Source organism: Litoribacter ruber (genome assembly GCF_018449405.1).
Taxonomy (GTDB): Bacteria; Bacteroidota; Bacteroidia; order Cytophagales; family Cyclobacteriaceae; genus Litoribacter; species Litoribacter ruber.
In genome coordinates this window covers 41220-57985 of sequence record NZ_JAHCMY010000008.1, presented here as the reverse complement: position 1 = coordinate 57985, position 16766 = coordinate 41220, and the positions used below count along the sequence as shown (strand labels likewise).

The window sequence follows — 16766 nt, the reverse complement described above, 5'->3', positions numbered from 1 at the left end:
ACCCTGAGAATCAAATTTTTAAACGGATGATACACTATGCTCGGTTGCACCAAGTTTTAATCGGCTTTTGATTTTTCACTTCTCATATTCTAGCCTTAAATAATTATAAAATTTATGCCAAAAATTAATTTTTGGAATTAATAAGCCAATTTATAATCAGAAATGGAGTCTGCTTAGGATTGTGTTTAATGGTTTTGGCAGGTTATTTGGTTTGTTCATGTAAAAATAAATATTATTTATTCTGTTAAATTTTACATAAACCGAATAAATACTTATATTAAAGGTATGTTTTTAAGAAGTTTTGTGTTTTAAAGGATACGTCTATGAGAAAGTTAACCCTATTATTGTTGGCCCTGTGCTTCAATACTGCTCTGGTATTTGGACAGGAGAAGAAGTATATGGTGTTTGAGTTTATGAAAGTAGAAACTGGAAACACGATCAATTACATGGATCATAAGGATTTCTTGGAACGCATCTATAAGAAAGCCGTGGAAAAAGGCGATATCTCGGGATGGGATTTCTGGTCTCTCAAATCCGGCACCGACAGTGGTGAATTCCAGTATGTCACGGTGACCTATTATGAGGATCCAGTCAAAATGATGAACGGTATCCCCCTGAATAAATTGGTGGAGTACGGTAAAGAGGTGTATGATACCTTGAATGAGCAACAACTGACCAAGATGCTAAAGGATGCCGAAACCAGTAGAGACTTGGCGGTGAGGTCCTATATGGAAGAAATAGCCCGCACGGATACGGAATTTGAGATGAAGCCTGGGGTGTTGGCCTCCTTCGATTTGATGAAGGCCGTAGAAGGAAGGTTTGAAGAATACGAGGCGGCCGAGAAGGAGGTTTTTCAGCCTTTTCACCAAAAAAGAATTGATAATGATTTGATGGGGGGCTGGCGTCTGCTTCGTACCGCACTTCCCTTTGGAAGTGAAGCCAAGTCAACGCATATGACAATGAATTTTTACAGGGATTACCTGCAGTTTTTCAATTCTATGGAATATGAGGATTTAGAGGCTTCCGAGGAAGATAAGCAAGCAGTGGAGAGAGGACTTCAATCCAGAGATCAAAAATGGGTCTATCTTGCTACTTTGGAGAAAGTGGTGAGATAATTGAAAAGGCCAGTTCCATGATTATGGGACTGGCCTTTATTATTTTTAACCTTCAAATTCAATATCAAGGGATATAGGCACCGCTTTTAGAGCTTTGCTAATGGGGCAGTTGTCCTTTGCTACTCTGGCTACAACTTCAAAATCCTCCTTGCTCATACCTTTCACTTTGCCTTTGAGCTTTAAATGAATTTCCTGAATGCCAAAATCATCGCTTCCCTGCTCCTTGTCAATGGTGACTGTGGCGACCGTGTGCAGTTCGTCTGCGTCAAAGCCTTTGTTGGCTACCTGAAAACTCAAGGCCATGTTAAAGCACCCAGCATGGGCTGCAGCCAATAGTTCTTCAGGGTTCGTGCCCAACTTGCCATCCTCGTTTTCAAAACGTGATTTGGTGGTATAGGGTGTATTGTCGAAAAATCCGCTGGGGGAGGAGAGGTGACCTTTTCCTTCCAAGCCGTTGCCTTTCCAAATGGATGTTGCTTTTCTTTTCATAGAATTTGAGTGGTTTTATAGTTCGTTGTTGATTAAAATTTCCTTTAATTTTCCCGTACCCTGACTTGCGGTACTTTCGATGGCTGTCAAATTTTCCACAAAGCCAACATGTGGGACCTTGATGTCGACAATGTATTTGCTTATTTCTGGTTTGGTATACCCAATCAGGCTGGCGGCAGGATAAACGACCAGACTCGTTCCAATGATGGCAAAAATATCGGCCTCAGCGGCGATCTCAATTGCTTCTTCCATTTTCAAGACAGGTTCCCCAAACCACACCACAAAGGGCCTAAGTTGTGAGCCTTTCTCACACTTGTCGCCCTTCTTCAGTTCCCAGCCCTCAATATCATAAACAAGGCTAGGATCCAATGAGCTTTGGCTTTTGAACAACTCGCCATGCAGGTGAACCACCTTTTTGGATCCGGCCATTTCATGAAGCGGATCAATATTCTGAGTAACAATGGTCACATCAAAATGTTTCTCTAATTCTGCCAGGTGGTAATGCGCCGCATTGGGTTTGACAGTGGATGCCTGCCTCCTTCTTTGGTTATAAAATTCCAATACCAATTCAGGATTCTTTTTCCAGCCTTCAGGTGTGGCCACCTCCATGACGTCATGGCCTTCCCAGAGGCCGTTGGAATCCCTAAAAGTCTGGATTCCGCTCTCTGCCGAAATCCCTGCCCCTGTCAGTACTACTAGTTTTTTCATGATTGGTTCAAGACTTTTTTCTCCATCTGTTTTTTGGCAAACTGGCTGATCCCTATGGCCAGGCCCAGAAAGAGCAGGTAGGGGATTAACAGCGCCACATAGGAAAAATAGCTTAAATCTTTGATCATGGCAAAAAAGAATGCCGAATACCAGGACAGCATGCTGATGGCCCCTACGGCGAAGGAGGTTTTCTTCAAGGTATTATTTTTCTGAAGGTCTTTTTTAAGCAAGCTGATTTCCTCCAAGGCTGGCGTAATATATAGGTTTAGGACACCCCCATTTAATATCACCACAACCATAACGGTCATTTTCATCATGAACCTGTCATTGGATAAATATCCCTCAATATCGGTTAAGAACAATGCGACCCCACTTACGATAAGCAAAATCAAGCCAATGATGATGATTTGGCTGATGAGGTGCATGATTACCGCCTCTTGATTATTGATTTTGAAATTTCGCAGGAAATGGAAAATCATGATGTCTATAACTGTGGTTCCGCCCAGACCAAGCACCATGCCCAGCAAATGTACTGTGAGGGTATATTCCCTCGCTTCCTGAAAAAGCTCGATCACTCCGGTCATCTGCTGATAAATGAAAAAGCTTATAACCCCATTTAACACCAGCATTCCGACCGAGCTCCATTGAAACTCTGCCACCGCTGTAAAACTCATCAGGATCTTGTAAACCAAGAGCAATACAATAGCCATTGAAACCATAAACATGGCCAAATCCAGGTGATTTATAAAGGCCTGCACAAAAAGTTTGACGGTGTAAACCAAAGCTGTGAAGGCAAAGAAACCTATAATGATTTTCTCATAGGGGATTTTTAAAAAGTACATCCCTCTAATGTGGTCTCTCGGGTCATCTTCTTTAACTTCTACCCGGTCCCTTTTTTTATAAGCCATAAAAGTCCACCCCAAACCGGCAAGCGAGCAAATAAGAATGATTATATAGTAGAGTTGCATAAGTGTATTGGAAAAAGTCAAAATTAAATTTTATAAAAAGCAATAGGCATTCCAACAAAGCGCTAATATGAAAAAAGCTTCCCCAATCGGGGAAGCTTTGATTATTTTTTCTTTTTTGCAAAACGCCCTTTTTTCTTTTCAGGCTGGTTTTCTATGATGTGAAGGGTTTCCTCATAGGTTAGGTTTTCAGCTTCCTTATCCTTCGGGATCTTATAATTATTCTTGTTAAACTTTATATAAGGTCCCCAACGGCCATTTAATATCTGTATTTCGGGATTTTCCTCGAAGGTTTTGATATGTTTTTTAGCATCCGCCTCTCTCTTATCTTTGATGAGCTCAATGGCCTCATCCTCGGTGATGCTCAACGGATCCAATTCTTTGCCTAATGAAACAAACTTACCGTCGTGTCTGATATATGGGCCAAAGCGTCCAATTGCCGCAACAATTTTTTTATCTTCAAAATGACCAACATCTCTCGGCAACTTGAATAGTTCAAGCGCATCTTCAAGTGTGATGTTTTCGATAAACTGTCCCTTTTTTAAACTGGCAAATTGTTTCTCTTCATCTTCTTGATCTCCAATCTGAACAAGAGGTCCGAATTTTCCAAGTCTGGCAATGATAGGTTTTCCGGTCTTGGGGTCGGTACCCAGTTCCCTACTGGAATTGACATCCGCTCGGCTTACATTTTCAGTTTGCTCTACTTTGCTGTGGAAGACTGAGTAGAAGTTTTCGATCATCTCTTCCCACTCCTGCTTGCCTTGGGCAATGTCGTCAAACTCTTTTTCCACCCTTGCGGTGAAAGTGTAATCAATTACATTGGGGAAATGCTCTACCAAGAAGTCATTTACCACCATAGCAATATTGGTAGGGAACAGTTTGTTTTTGTCGGAGCCTGCGTTTTCGGTCTTGGTGGCTTTTGCAAACTTGCCGTTACTGATTTTCATTTCTACATAATCCCTTGGCGTACCATCTCTGGACTCCTTGATTACATAGTTTCTTTTCTGTATGGTGGAAATGGTCGGGGCATATGTAGATGGTCGCCCAATACCCATTTCTTCCAGTTTCTTTACCAAGGAAGCTTCCGTATATCTGGCCGGTGGCCTTGTAAAGGTCTGCTTTGCCTTCATTTCCACCAAGTCAAGCTGCTGGCCGATCGCTAATGGAGGCAAAAGACCCTTGTTGGTGCTTTCCTCTTCTTCAGGCTCATCATCGGTACTTTCTAGGTACACTTTCAGGAAACCCTCAAACTTGATCACCTCACCGCTTGCGGAAAGGGTCTGTTCGGCATTGGAGATGCCAATGGTGACATTGGTTTTTTCCAATTGGGCATCGGCCATCTGGGAGGCAATTGCTCTTTTCCAGATCAATTCGTAAAGTCTCTGCTCATTCCGGTCGTTTCCGGCATCATGCTCGGTAAAATTAGTCGGCCTGATGGCTTCGTGGGCCTCTTGGGCCCCTTCCGACTTGCTGCTGTATTTTCTGGCTTTATGGAATTCTTTTCCATAGGCACTTTGGATCTCATTCTGAGCCTTCTGCATGGCTTCTTCGGAAAGGTTCACGCTATCGGTACGCATATAGGTGATCTTACCTGATTCATATAGCTTTTGGGCCACGCTCATGGTCTGTGCTACCGAGAAACCCATTTTTCTACTCGCTTCCTGCTGAAGGGTGGAGGTGGTAAAAGGGGGTGCCGGGGTCTTTTTGGCAGGTTTTTTCTCCAGGTTTTTGATGGAAAACTCTGCGTTGAGGCAGGTTTGCAAAAATTGCTCAGCCTCCTCCTCGGTGTCAAATTTCTTGGGTAATTCAGCAGAAAGTGGTTTGCCATCCACTAAAAACTGAGCGGTGATTCTATAGGCGGCTTTTGCCTTGAACTTGTCGATTTCCCGCTCCCTTTCCACTATGAACCTCACGGCTACGGACTGCACCCGGCCGGCGGAAAGGCCTGCTTTGATTTTTTTCCACAATACAGGGGAAAGCTCAAACCCCACCAGCCTATCGAGTATTCTCCTTGCCTGCTGTGCATTCACCAAGTCAATATCAATGGTGCGTGGATTTTCTATCGCCTTTGAGATGGCGTTTTTGGTGATCTCCCTAAAGACAATTCTTTTGGTAGCCTCATCCTTAAGTTTCAATACTTCTTTCAAATGCCAGCTGATAGCTTCTCCTTCGCGGTCGTCGTCACTCGCTAGGTAGATGGTCTCTGCATCCTTGACCAAGCCTTTAAGCTGTTTGATCACTTCCTTCTTGTCCGGAGTGACCTCATAGGTGGGCTTGAACTTATTCTTTATATCAATGGCCTTATCACCTTTGGGGAGATCACGGACGTGACCGTAGCTTGAGGCTACTTTGAAGTCCTTGCCCAGATAGCCTTCAATGGTTTTGGCTTTGGCAGGTGACTCGACTATGACTAGATTTTTTGGCATAAGTTTATGGTTTAATTACTGGTCTTTTGGGAGGCCACAATAAAAATGTAAAATTAGACCTGATATTTTTCATGTCCAAATCCCAGACCTTGGTCTTTTTTGTGGCACAATTATTTGCTATAATGTGCAAAGATGAATTATTTAAACACCAATGACAAAGTTAATTTATATTTTAAGACACGGAGAAGCAGAACATGGGGGAAGTTTTTCCGAGGATTTCAAGAGAAATCTTACTCCAAATGGTCAAATGGATATTCAACGGGTGGGAAAATCTCTGAGCGTACAATATTCCAAGCCTGAACTTTTGATCCATAGTCCGGCTGTCCGGACGACCCAGACCGCTCAAATTATACAGGAACATTTTTCGGCTTCATCGATTATTAAAAAGGAAAGTGTCTATGAAAGTTCCTTGTCCAATCTAATCAAGGTAGTACAATCCGTGGGGGACGATGTATCCAGGCTGATGCTGGTGGGGCACAATCCCGGCCTGATGGAATTAGTCAATTACCTCACCGACCAGCCCTTATATTACCTGCAGCCGGGCACCTGTGTGATAATGGAGCTGCAAATTGAAAAATGGTCCTATATATCAGGTAATTGCGGGTCCGTATTGGAGGTGGTCCAATAGATAATTTGCCAAGGAAAGAATATAATTCTTTAATTAGACGCAAAATTTTATTTTTTTTGCGAGGTTAAAACTTTAGAAAAAATATAAAATAGCAGTTATGAGCGCATTAGGACGGCATATCATTGTAGAATTTTACGACTGTAATCCGGAAATTCTCAATGATGTGGTACATATTCAGAACAGTATGGAAGAGGCGGCCGAGGAGGCAAGCGCCACAATAATTAACTCCACTTTCCACCACTTCTCGCCTTATGGAGTGTCGGGGGTAGTAGTGATCCAGGAAAGCCACTTGGCGATTCACACCTGGCCAGAGTTTGGATATGCATCCGTGGATTTGTTTACCTGCGGGGAAACAGTTAACCCATGGGTTTCTTATAACTATTTGAAAAAAGCTTTTGAAGCAGCCCACGGATCGGCTGTCGAGCTAAGAAGAGGAGAAATGGCATTGCTTACACACAAGGATTTTGACATCAACCAGATGCGTGATGAAAAATCCTCTGAAGAAGGCGGTCCGATGAGAACCAAAAACGTGTGGTTTACCGAAAGAAACGACAACATTGCTTTGTCTTTGAAGCATGACGGTAAATTGTACGAACAGGAATCTGAATTTCAAAAAGTGGAGGTTTACAAAACATTTGCTTACGGAAACATGCTGACGCTTGACGGCATGGTGATGACCACAGAAAAAGACGAATATGTGTATCACGAGATGATTTCTCACGTGCCGATGCAAACGCATCCAGATCCTAAGCGGGTATTGATTATCGGTGGAGGAGATGGTGGAACGGCCAGAGAAATCCTGAAATATGAACAACTTGAGGAAGTGGTGATGGTGGAAATCGACGAAAAAGTAGTGGAGGCTTCCAAAGAGTTTTTGCCTAGCATCGCAGCATCCTTTGACCATCCCAAATTGAACCTTAAGATCGAAGACGGAATCAAGTATGTGAATGAAGCTGCTGACGAGTCTTTCGATATAGTGTTGGTGGACAGTACTGACCCAGTGGGTCCTGGAGAAGGCTTGTTCACCGCTGAATTTTACACCCAAGTGCACAGAATTCTTAAAAAAGACGGCATCATGGTGACCCAGTCAGAGTCCCCACGTTTCAACGAGAAAGTCTTTGTGGAAATTTACGATTGCTATAGAGGAATTTTCGGAAAGGAGAATGTACATTGTTACTTAGTACACATCCCTACTTATCCTACAGGTATGTGGTCTTTCTCTTACAGTGCCAAAGGCGACTGCTCTCCAAAACAAGTTCAGGAAAAGGCACAGGCGTTGCTTCCTTCCTTTGACTTGAATTACTACAATCCTGAAATCCACCAGGCCGCATTTGTGCTGCCTAACTTTGTTCAGAAAATGATACAGCCAAAATCCTAGTCTATGTCTGCAAAATCTCAAATAATTGACAGTTTTGATCCTAATGGGGTTGGAGAAGGGGGAACTCTTTTTGGGTTGCCTTTTGATGAAAATACAGCCGAATTAATCGTGGTTCCTGTGCCTTGGGAGGTGACAGTGTCCTACAACCCAGGTACTGCTGATGGTCCGGAAGCGGTATTGGCAGCCTCGCCTCAGTTGGATCTCTACCAAGATGACATTAATGATGCCTGGAAGATGGGGATCCATATGATTCCGATTCCTGACCATATTAAAGTTTCAAGCAACAATTTTAGAATCCTGTCATCCAACTATATTAAGTTTTTGGAAGAAGGATCACCTGAGCAGGATCAGGAAAGATTCTCTGCAGTTCCAGACCTAATAAATACAGCCTGTGAAGAAATGAATGCCTGGGTTTACGACACCGTTAAAAAATACAAGTCCCAAGGTAAGTTGGTCGCTCTTCTGGGAGGTGATCATAGCACCCCGCTTGGCATGATCAAGGCGCTATCTGAGGAGCATGACTCCTTTGGTATTCTCCAGATCGATGCCCATGCTGATTTGAGGGTGGCGTATGAAAACTTTGAGTACAGCCATGCTTCCATTTCTTACAATGCTTTAAAATATTCCCAAGTCAGCAAATTGGTGCAGGTTGGGATCAGAGATTATTGTGAAGCAGAAGCTGAATTGGCTCAAAGTAATAAGAAAATCAGTACTTTCTATGACAAATCCATCAAGGAGGCATTGTATGAAGGAAAAAACTGGAGGTCAATCTGTGATGATATCATCCGGGAATTGCCGGATAAAGTTTATATCACCATCGATATTGATGGTCTGGACCCAAAACTTTGTCCAAACACAGGAACGCCAGTTGCTGGCGGTTTTGAATTGGAGGAAGTGCTGTACCTGATGAAGCAAGTAGTGAGAGCCGGGAAGGAGATTGTCGGTTTTGACCTTGTGGAAGTGGCACCGGGGCCAGGTGAGGATGAATGGGACGGCAATGTGGGTGCTAGAGTATTGTACAGAATGTGCAATCTTTACGGTGTGTCACAAAAAAGATTGAGTTTTAAATAACCTTTAAAGAGGCTGTGGTATCGCAGCCTCTTTTTTGTGTTTTTAGTTAAGGTTTAATGGTTAAAGTTATATTCGCAAAAGGTTTTAATCCAGTTTTTTAAATGAAAGGACTAATCTTAAATGATAAAAATCCCTCCAAAATTGAGGTCAGGGAGGTAGAATTACCAGAATTGAAAGATGATGAGGTGCTGGTTGAGGTCAAGGCTGCAGCCTTAAATCACCGGGATCAGTGGTGCCGTGAAGGCCGATATCCAAACATCCGCAATGGTGTGGTTTTGGGTTCCGATGGGGCTGGAGTGGTGAGCAAGGTGGGCAAAAATGTTGACTCCAAGTGGCTTGAGACAGAAGTGGTTATCAATTCGGCCATGAACTGGGGGGAAGACCAAAAAGCCCAATCCAAGGATTTTGAGATCTTAGGCATGCCTTCTCATGGGACTTTTGCCCAATATGTCATTGTCAAAGCAGACAGGCTGCATGAAAAGCCAGAGCATTTTAATTGGGAACAGGCTGGTGCATTGCCCTTGGGGGGGCTCACGGCGTATCGGGCAGTTTTCTTTCATGGAAAAGTGGAGAAAGGCCAAAAAGTGCTGGTTACTGGTTTTGGTGGGGGAGTGGCCCAGTATGCAGCTCAGTTTGCCATAGCGGCAGGTGGAGAAGTGTATGTAAGCAGCGGACATGACCAAAAGATAGAGGTGGCCAAAAAGCAAGGTGCCAAAGGAGGGTTTAATTATAAAGAGGAGGCATGGACCGAGCAAGCAAAAAAAGAAACCGGTGGCTTTGACTTGGTCATTGACAGCGCGGTAGGGGATACTTGGGGCAAACTGCTCAAAGTGATGAATCCAGGTGCCAAGCTTGTTTTTTATGGGGCCACGTTGGGCAATCCCAAGGAGCTGGATATGCGCAGGGTTTTTTGGAATCAGTTGACCATCCAGGGAAGCACTATGGGGAGTGATGCCGATTTTAAGGAAATGTTGGCCTTTGTCCAGGAAAAACAAATTTTGCCTGTGATTGACAAGGTTTATAAGCTAGAAGAAGCTGTCGAGGCATTTGACAGGATGAAAGCCGGGGATCAGATCGGAAAGATTGTTATCAGCATGGATTAATCAAGGTCGTTTTCAAAAAGAAAATTTTGGTAAGCATTTTGCAGCTCCCTTTGGGCATGGTTATCATTTTTAGCCTTTGCCAGGGAGATTCCCTGTTCAAATATTGATTTTGCTTTTTCCAACTCATTCTTTTTTTCAAAAAACAGACCCGCATGATAGTAGGTAGGGAGATACTCCGGAAACTTCTCAAGCAGCAAATTAAAATAATGGACGCCTTTTTCAGTGTTGGTGTTCTGGTATTCAAGAGCTAAAGCATAAAAGTTGAATGGGTTGTCAGGTTCTTCCTTTGCAAAGTCCAGTAGTTGCTCAATACGGCCTAAATTGCTCATGATTACGTTTTTTAATTAACATTGTATTCATTAAATTCACGACAAATTAAAGAAAAATAAAATAATAAAATATATGAAAATTCTTGTATGCATCACTCACGTGCCGGATACAACATCCAAAATTCAATTTACAGATAACAACACCAAATTCGACAAGTCTGGTGTTCAGTTTATTATAGGTCCTTACGATGATTATGCATTGGCAAGGGCTGTGGAATTGAAAGAACAGACCGGTGGAAGTTTGACCGTACTCAATGTGGGTGAGGCTGAAACTGAGCCGACCATCAGAAAAGCTTTGGCTATTGGTGCTGACGATGCCATTAGGGTAAATGCCTTTCCAAAAGATTCACTTTTTGTAGCCAAGCAAATTGCCCACTATGCCAAAGAGGGTGGTTATGATTTGATCCTTATGGGCAGAGAATCTATTGACTTCAATGGAGGTATGGTTCACGGAATGGTGGGAGAGCTATTGGGTATGCCTTCGATTTCGCCGGTAATGAAGCTGGACATTGAAGGCAGCACTGCTAAAATGGCCAGAGAGATTGAAGGTGGTAAGGAATATTTGGAGGTCAGCCTTCCTTTTATTGCCGGATGCCAAGAGCCGATCGCCGAATGGAAAATCCCAAACATGAGAGGAATCATGTCTGCCAGAACCAAGCCATTGAATATAGTGGATGCCGTATCTGACGAGACCGCCACTAGTGTGGTTGAGTTTCAGCTACCACCTGCAAAAGGTGATGTGAAACTTATCGATAAGGACAATGTGGAAGAGCTGGTGAGGCTTTTGAAAAACGAAGCCAAGGTCCTTTAATTTATTGTTTGAATTCAAAATTGAAAAATATGTCTATTTTAGTTTATATAGAACAGGCTGACGGAGCCATCAAAAAAACATCATTGGAGGCCATCTCTTTTGCCAAGGCTTTGGCTGATAAAGAAGGTGGTGACGTAACGGCGGTTGCGTTAGGTAGTATCGATCAAGGTGAGCTTGCAAAGACCGGTTCGGCAGGCGCTGCCAAAGTTCTTCATGTTAACGACGAAAAACTTAACGCTGGCGTGATCCAAGCGCATGCCGCTGCCGTAGCACAGGCGTTTGAAAAAGTAGGAGCCAAAACTTTGGTGCTTGCCAAAAGTTCCCTTGGGGATGCAGTGGCTGCCAGATTGGCGATCAAACTGAATGCTGGGTTGGTCTCTAACGTCACCGACCTTCCCGATACAGGTTCAGGCTACAAAGTGAAAAGAAGCATTTATACAGGAAAAGCTTTCGCTGAAACTGAGCTTTCTACCGACAACAAGATCTTGGCTGTTAAGAAAAACGCGATTGATCTGAAAACGGATGGTGCTGATGCCGCTGTTGAAAATTTCGAGGTGAGCCTTGATGAATCTGTATTTGCTGCCAAAATTACTTCTACAGATCAGGCTACCGGTGATATTCTTTTGCCTGAAGCAGATATCGTTGTGTCTGGAGGAAGGGGTATGAAAGGGCCTGAAAACTGGAACCTTATCGAAGATTTAGCCAAGGAGTTGGGAGCGGCCACAGGTTGTTCCAAGCCGGTGTCAGACATTGGATGGAGACCTCACCATGAGCACGTGGGGCAAACAGGTGTGAAAGTAGCGCCAACCTTGTACGTGGCTGTGGGTATCTCGGGAGCCATTCAACATCTTGCAGGAGTCAATTCTTCCAAGTATATTGTAGTTATAAATAAAGATCCGGAAGCTCCTTTCTTCAAGGCAGCTGACTACGGAATTGTCGGCGATGCATTTGAGGTGTTGCCAAAACTTACAGAAGCTGTTAAAGCGTTAAAATAACTTGCTGTGGATAACACTGTAGAATTAGAAATATTAGGATTGTCTTCCAATCATTCCCAATCGGGGTCTTTTACCTTGGTGATGGGTGAGCAGGATGGGAGTAGGCGACTGCCGATTGTGATCGGTATGTTTGAAGCCCAAGCCATTGCTATAGAGATTGAGAAGATTATTCCTAATAGGCCTATGACCCATGATCTTTTTAAATCATTTGCGGCCAACTTCAACTTTTCCATTGACCATATACTGATCTCTGACATGCGCGAAGGGGTGTTTTACGCCAAGATCGTGTGCCAAAGTTCGGTGAAAAACGTGGAGATTGATGCCAGACCCTCTGATGCTATTGCCATAGCGGTGCGTTTTGACGCCCCGATTTATTGCACGCAGAAGGTGATGTCTGAAGCTGCCATTGAGTTTACGGAGGAGGAAGAAGAGGATAAAAGCGCTGCCAGAGGGGAGAAAGCCCCAAAGCCAGCAGCCAAAGCCACTTCTTCAGAGGGCAATCTGAAGGATTTCAGTTTAGAGAAATTGAATCAGATGCTTGACAAGGCCATTAACAGTGAGGATTATGAGCGAGCAGCCCGAATACGGGACGAGATAAACAGACGTAATTGATAAATAGAAAACAGAGCCTGAAGATTATTCAGGCTTTTGTTTTTTGTATACAAATTCCAGCCAAAATCCATTATCTTTACCGCCTTGAAAAATAATGTATTGTCCTGTTCAAGGGGCAATTCGTCAAGATATAAATGGATTACATAAGAGGTATTATAGGGATTGTCGCCCTGCTTGCGTTTGCGCTGATTTTTTCATCCAATAAGCGATCGGTGGATTGGCGCTTGGTAGGCATTGGGGTAATTCTTCAGTGTGTATTTGGGTTTTTGATCACCAAAGTGGACTTTGTCGCCCAAATATTTTCCGCAGTTAGCCGTGGTTTTGTAAAGTTTCTAAGCTTCTCCAGTGATGGAGCGATATTTTTATTCGGGGACTTGGCCACCAACTCCTTCGGGTTTATTTTTGCCTTTCAGGTACTGCCCACCATCATTTTCTTTTCCACCGTTTCAGCTGGGCTTTATTATTTGGGTGTTTTGCAAAAGGTTGTTTTTGCCATCGCCTGGGTGATGTCGCGTACCATGAGGCTGTCTGGAGCGGAGAGCTTGTCGGCAGCCGGCAACATCTTTCTCGGGCAAACGGAAGCCCCATTGCTGGTTAGGCCATTTGTGCCCACCATGACACGTTCTGAGCTCATGTGTTTGATGACTGGGGGGATGGCTACTATTGCAGGAGGGGTGCTGGCAGGATATGTGGCCTTCTTGGGAGGTGATAGTCTGGAGGAACAAAGCAGGTTTGCGGCTTATCTTTTGGGAGCAAGTATCATGAATGCCCCTGCCGCGATTGTTATGTCCAAAATCATTATCCCAGAAACCAACCGGGAAAACCTGAACGATGAACTAGAAGTTAGCCAAGAAAACATGGGAGTCAATCTGATTGACGCCATGTCTAGAGGGGCCTCTGATGGTTTGAGACTGGCAGTGAATGTGGCCGGGATGCTTCTGGCCTTTATTGCGGTAATTGCAGCCGTAAACTACATTCTCACCGGTTTGATTGGGGAAGTTACCGGATTGAATTCTTTTGTGGTTGCATCCACCAATGGGCAATTCAGCGGCTTTTCCTTAGAATATATTCTGGGACAAGTATTTAGGATTTTTGCCTTTATTATTGGAGTAGAATGGTCCGATTCTCTTCAGGTGGGCTCTTTGTTGGGACAAAAAACCGTAATCAATGAGTTTGTAGCCTATTTAGGTCTTGCTGATATGAAGCAGGCAGGTACGCTTACTGCCAAGTCAGTGGTAATTGCTACCTACGCCCTCTGTGGGTTCTCTAATTTTAGCTCCATTGCCATCCAAGTAGGTGGTATCGGATCAATTGCGCCCAACCAGCAGGGTAACCTTTCAAAATTGGGGATGAGGGCATTGTTGGCAGCCACATTGGCCTGCTTGATGACTGCAACCATTGCTGGGGCATTGTTTAGCTGATAAGATAAAGACATTAAAAAAAGCCATGGAATTAACTCCATGGCTTTTTTAATAGTTTTACTTTTGATTAGTCGTTGATAACAATTTTCTCGATTTTATCACCAGCTTTGATTTGGTCGATAATGTCCAAACCTTCAGTTACTTTTCCAAAGCAAGTGTGGTTTCTATCCAAATGGCGAGTATTATCTCTATTATGGCAAATGAAGAATTGGCTTCCGCCTGTGTTTCTTCCTGCATGAGCCATGCTTAGCACGCCTTTTTCGTGGTGTTGGTTATCGCCGTTAAGTTCGCAGTCTATGGTATATCCTGGGCCACCGGCACCCGTTCCATTAGGGCAACCTCCCTGGATTACGAAATTAGGGATTACTCGGTGAAAAGTAAGTCCGTCATAGAAACCCTCTTTGGATAGTTTTACAAAGTTATCAACGGTCTTTGGGGCGTCTTCGTCGTAGAAGGAAACCTTCATGACTCCTTTGGCGGTATGTATTTCTCCTGTTCTCATATTTGATTTTGATTTTTGCAAAAATACTGATTCTCATGGGGAGGTCAAATTAATTTAAACATTAGGATAAAGAATTTGATTAAATTAAGACTACCAACTTGTATAGCATTATGAACAATAGAGAAAAATTAGAGAAAATGGATCGGGCTCTCCGACTACTTGAGGATCTAAAAAACAGTCAGGTGGCCTTGATTGAGAAAGCCAGCCAGTTACAATTGGACGCCATGGAATTCAGTTTTACGAACATGGAGAAAAATATGGGGGATCTCTATTCCAGGTATAATGAATCTCTGGATATGCTGAATGAGGAACTTGAACGGTTTGAAATCCGCAGAAACCAATTTGAACAGGAGCACGGCTTGGATAAGGAAGAGGAGTAATAATAAAAACGGGCCACCACTGAGGTTGGCCCGTTTTATATTTGGGTTTATATAATATATAGGTGTTTATACCTTAGGAGCTCCAGATAGGATCTCTTCGCTGGCATAGTCAGCATATTTTTCGAAGTTTTTCACGAATGACTTAGCCAGCTCTTGCGCTTTTGCGTCATAAGCAGCCTTGTCAGACCAAGTTTCTCTTGGATTCAATACTTCATCCGGAACGTTAGGACAAGTCTGAGGCACTTCTACGCCAAAGATGTCATGCTTCTTGAATTCCACATTGTCCAGCTGATTTTCCAATGCCGCAGTGATCATGGCTCTGGTGTATTTTAGCTTCATTCTGCTGCCGATTCCGTAAGGACCACCAGTCCAGCCTGTGTTGATCAACCATACGTTTACATCATTTTCTTCCATCTTTTTGCCAAAAAGTGTCGCATACTGCGTTGGGTGCAAAGGAAGGAAGGCTGCTCCAAAACAGGCAGAGAAGGTGGTTTGAGGCTCCGTGATGCCTACTTCAGTACCGGCTACTTTGGCAGTGTATCCAGAGATAAAGTGGTACATGGCCTGACTGGTGTTCAGCTTGGAGATCGGAGGGATCACCCCAAATGCATCCGCTGTCAAGAAGAAGATGTTTTTAGGAATATTTCCCACTGAAGGAGATACTGCATTGGAAATATGGTGAATTGGGTATGCAGTCCGTGTGTTTTCAGTTACTTCGCTGTTTGAATAGTCTACAGTTCTGGAATTTGGGTAGAATCTCGTGTTTTCTACGATCGCCCCAAATTTGATGGCATCCCAAATATCCGGCTCTTTTTCTCTTGTCAAGTCAATCACCTTGGCATAGCACCCCCCTTCAAAGTTAAAGATCGCATTCTCAGTCCAGCCGTGCTCATCGTCGCCAATTAGGCCTCTCTCAGGATCTGCTGACAAAGTGGTCTTTCCGGTACCCGATAGACCAAAGAAGATAGCGGTATCGCCTTCATTGCCTATGTTGGCTGAGCAGTGCATAGAAAGCACTTCATGCTCGTGAGGAAGGATATAGTTTAGTACAGAGAAAATTCCTTTCTTCATCTCTCCGGCGTATCCAGTGCCTCCAATCAAAATCATTCTCTTGGAAAGGTTGAGGATAGCAAAGTTTTTCTGTCTCGTTCCATCCACCTCAGGGTCTGCCTCAAATTCCGGGGCACAGATGATGGTGAAATTTGGATCGAAATCTTCCAATTCCTCTGCAGTAGGGCGGAGAAACATGTTGTGGCAAAATAGGTTTTGCCAAGCGTGGGTGTTGACTACACGAAGGTTCAAACGGTAATTTGGGTCGGCACCGGCATAGGCGTCTCTCACATAGACGTTTTTGTCTGCCAAAAATTTCACCATTTTCTGGTGTAGGCCGTCAAAGTTTTCTTGGCTGATCGGGATGTTGATATCTCCCCACCATACGCTTTCTGCGGTTTTGTCGTCTTTGACTACAAATCTGTCCTTCGGGGATCTTCCGGTAAATTTACCAGTGTCAGCCATCAAGGCTCCGTCATTAGTGAGTTTGCCTTCCTTGTTTTGAAGGGCATGTTCTACTAGTTCTGCCGGAGACAAGTTCCAAAAGGCCTTGTTGACCTTTTCGATTCCTATTGAAGACAGTGTTTTTTCAGCAGACTTGAGCATAAGATCTTGCATAATTTTGGGTATTAAAAAGGATTGTTAATTTGTTGCGTAAAGATAGATATAATTGACAAGTAGTATGCCAAAAAAGTGGATTTATTCGCAATTCAATCGTTTTCATAACCCATTGGTTAGATTTTAAACAATAATTAAAAATAACAAAAAATACACAAAATATTA

At 43.5% G+C, this 16766-nt stretch carries 17 protein-coding genes; 10 read left to right on the top strand and 7 right to left on the bottom strand.

Annotated features, from left to right (window positions below):
* Nucleotides 1-323 precede the first annotated feature (323 nt).
* On the top strand, nucleotides 324-1115 hold the full coding sequence (locus KI659_RS13790) for a hypothetical protein (protein ID WP_213945950.1): 792 nt from the start codon (nucleotides 324-326) through the stop codon (nucleotides 1113-1115).
* A 45-nt stretch (nucleotides 1116-1160) separates the two neighbouring features.
* Here the strand turns inward: KI659_RS13790 and KI659_RS13785 are convergent, their stop codons facing one another.
* The 4 genes from KI659_RS13785 to topA all read right to left on the bottom strand — a co-directional run bounded on the left by KI659_RS13785 (nucleotide 1161) and on the right by topA (nucleotide 5703).
* The gene (locus KI659_RS13785; RefSeq protein ID WP_213945949.1) at nucleotides 1161-1604 is read right to left on the bottom strand and encodes an OsmC family protein; all 444 of its coding nucleotides are present in this window, start codon (nucleotides 1602-1604) and stop codon (nucleotides 1161-1163) included.
* A gap of 15 nt (nucleotides 1605-1619) precedes the next feature.
* On the bottom strand, nucleotides 1620-2312 hold the full coding sequence (locus tag KI659_RS13780; protein ID WP_213945948.1) for an SIR2 family NAD-dependent protein deacylase: 693 nt from the start codon (nucleotides 2310-2312) through the stop codon (nucleotides 1620-1622).
* Nucleotides 2309-3220 carry a hypothetical protein gene (locus KI659_RS13775; RefSeq protein ID WP_213945947.1) on the bottom strand — a complete coding sequence of 304 codons (912 nt, stop codon included), beginning with the start codon at nucleotides 3218-3220 and terminating at the stop codon, nucleotides 2309-2311. Before KI659_RS13775 ends, KI659_RS13780 begins: the two co-directional genes overlap by 4 nt.
* 161 nt (nucleotides 3221-3381) lie before the next feature.
* Nucleotides 3382-5703 (bottom strand): type I DNA topoisomerase, encoded by a 2322-nt coding sequence (gene topA, locus KI659_RS13770; protein WP_213945946.1) that lies wholly within the window; start codon nucleotides 5701-5703, stop codon nucleotides 3382-3384.
* Nucleotides 5704-5854: 151 nt separating this feature from the next.
* Between topA and KI659_RS13765 the strand changes: the two genes are divergently transcribed.
* The 4 genes from KI659_RS13765 (at nucleotide 5855) to KI659_RS13750 (ending at nucleotide 9883) form a co-directional block, all read left to right on the top strand.
* Nucleotides 5855-6331, top strand: a complete 477-nt coding sequence (locus KI659_RS13765; protein WP_213945945.1) for a SixA phosphatase family protein — start codon at nucleotides 5855-5857, stop codon at nucleotides 6329-6331.
* 97 nt (nucleotides 6332-6428) lie between these two features.
* Nucleotides 6429-7709 carry a polyamine aminopropyltransferase gene (speE, locus tag KI659_RS13760; RefSeq protein WP_213945944.1) on the top strand — a complete coding sequence of 427 codons (1281 nt, stop codon included), beginning with the start codon at nucleotides 6429-6431 and terminating at the stop codon, nucleotides 7707-7709.
* A gap of 3 nt (nucleotides 7710-7712) precedes the next feature.
* Complete coding sequence (locus KI659_RS13755) at nucleotides 7713-8780, top strand: agmatinase family protein (RefSeq protein ID WP_213945943.1); 1068 nt, start codon at nucleotides 7713-7715, stop codon at nucleotides 8778-8780.
* Between the two features lie 101 nt (nucleotides 8781-8881).
* Nucleotides 8882-9883 (top strand): quinone oxidoreductase family protein, encoded by a 1002-nt coding sequence (locus KI659_RS13750; RefSeq protein ID WP_213945942.1) that lies wholly within the window; start codon nucleotides 8882-8884, stop codon nucleotides 9881-9883.
* Here KI659_RS13750 and KI659_RS13745 read toward each other — a convergent pair.
* A complete protein-coding gene (locus KI659_RS13745) occupies nucleotides 9880-10212 on the bottom strand; it encodes a tetratricopeptide repeat protein (RefSeq protein WP_213945941.1) in 333 nt (110 codons plus the stop codon). The two genes, KI659_RS13750 and KI659_RS13745, sit on opposite strands and share 4 nt — an antisense overlap.
* A 73-nt stretch (nucleotides 10213-10285) precedes the next feature.
* Here KI659_RS13745 and KI659_RS13740 point away from each other — a divergent pair, with 73 nt between their 5' ends.
* From KI659_RS13740 to KI659_RS13725, 4 genes are all read left to right on the top strand, one after another.
* The gene (locus KI659_RS13740) at nucleotides 10286-11023 is read left to right on the top strand and encodes an electron transfer flavoprotein subunit beta/FixA family protein (protein WP_213945940.1); all 738 of its coding nucleotides are present in this window, start codon (nucleotides 10286-10288) and stop codon (nucleotides 11021-11023) included.
* Nucleotides 11024-11052: 29 nt separating this feature from the next.
* Nucleotides 11053-12018, top strand: a complete 966-nt coding sequence (locus tag KI659_RS13735) for an electron transfer flavoprotein subunit alpha/FixB family protein (RefSeq protein WP_213945939.1) — start codon at nucleotides 11053-11055, stop codon at nucleotides 12016-12018.
* Between the two features lie 6 nt (nucleotides 12019-12024).
* Nucleotides 12025-12630, top strand: a complete 606-nt coding sequence (locus KI659_RS13730; protein ID WP_213945938.1) for a bifunctional nuclease family protein — start codon at nucleotides 12025-12027, stop codon at nucleotides 12628-12630.
* A gap of 134 nt (nucleotides 12631-12764) precedes the next feature.
* On the top strand, nucleotides 12765-14051 hold the full coding sequence (locus tag KI659_RS13725) for a NupC/NupG family nucleoside CNT transporter (protein ID WP_213945937.1): 1287 nt from the start codon (nucleotides 12765-12767) through the stop codon (nucleotides 14049-14051).
* 67 nt (nucleotides 14052-14118) lie between these two features.
* Here the strand turns inward: KI659_RS13725 and KI659_RS13720 are convergent, their stop codons facing one another.
* On the bottom strand, nucleotides 14119-14553 hold the full coding sequence (locus KI659_RS13720) for a peptidylprolyl isomerase (protein WP_213945936.1): 435 nt from the start codon (nucleotides 14551-14553) through the stop codon (nucleotides 14119-14121).
* 110 nt (nucleotides 14554-14663) lie between these two features.
* Here KI659_RS13720 and KI659_RS13715 point away from each other — a divergent pair, with 110 nt between their 5' ends.
* Nucleotides 14664-14933: a hypothetical protein gene (locus tag KI659_RS13715; RefSeq protein WP_213945935.1), complete on the top strand. Its 270-nt coding sequence runs from the start codon at nucleotides 14664-14666 to the stop codon at nucleotides 14931-14933.
* Between the two features lie 66 nt (nucleotides 14934-14999).
* Here the strand turns inward: KI659_RS13715 and pckA are convergent, their stop codons facing one another.
* Nucleotides 15000-16601: a phosphoenolpyruvate carboxykinase (ATP) gene (gene pckA / locus KI659_RS13710; RefSeq protein ID WP_213945934.1), complete on the bottom strand. Its 1602-nt coding sequence runs from the start codon at nucleotides 16599-16601 to the stop codon at nucleotides 15000-15002.
* Between the last annotated feature and the right edge of the window lie 165 nt (nucleotides 16602-16766).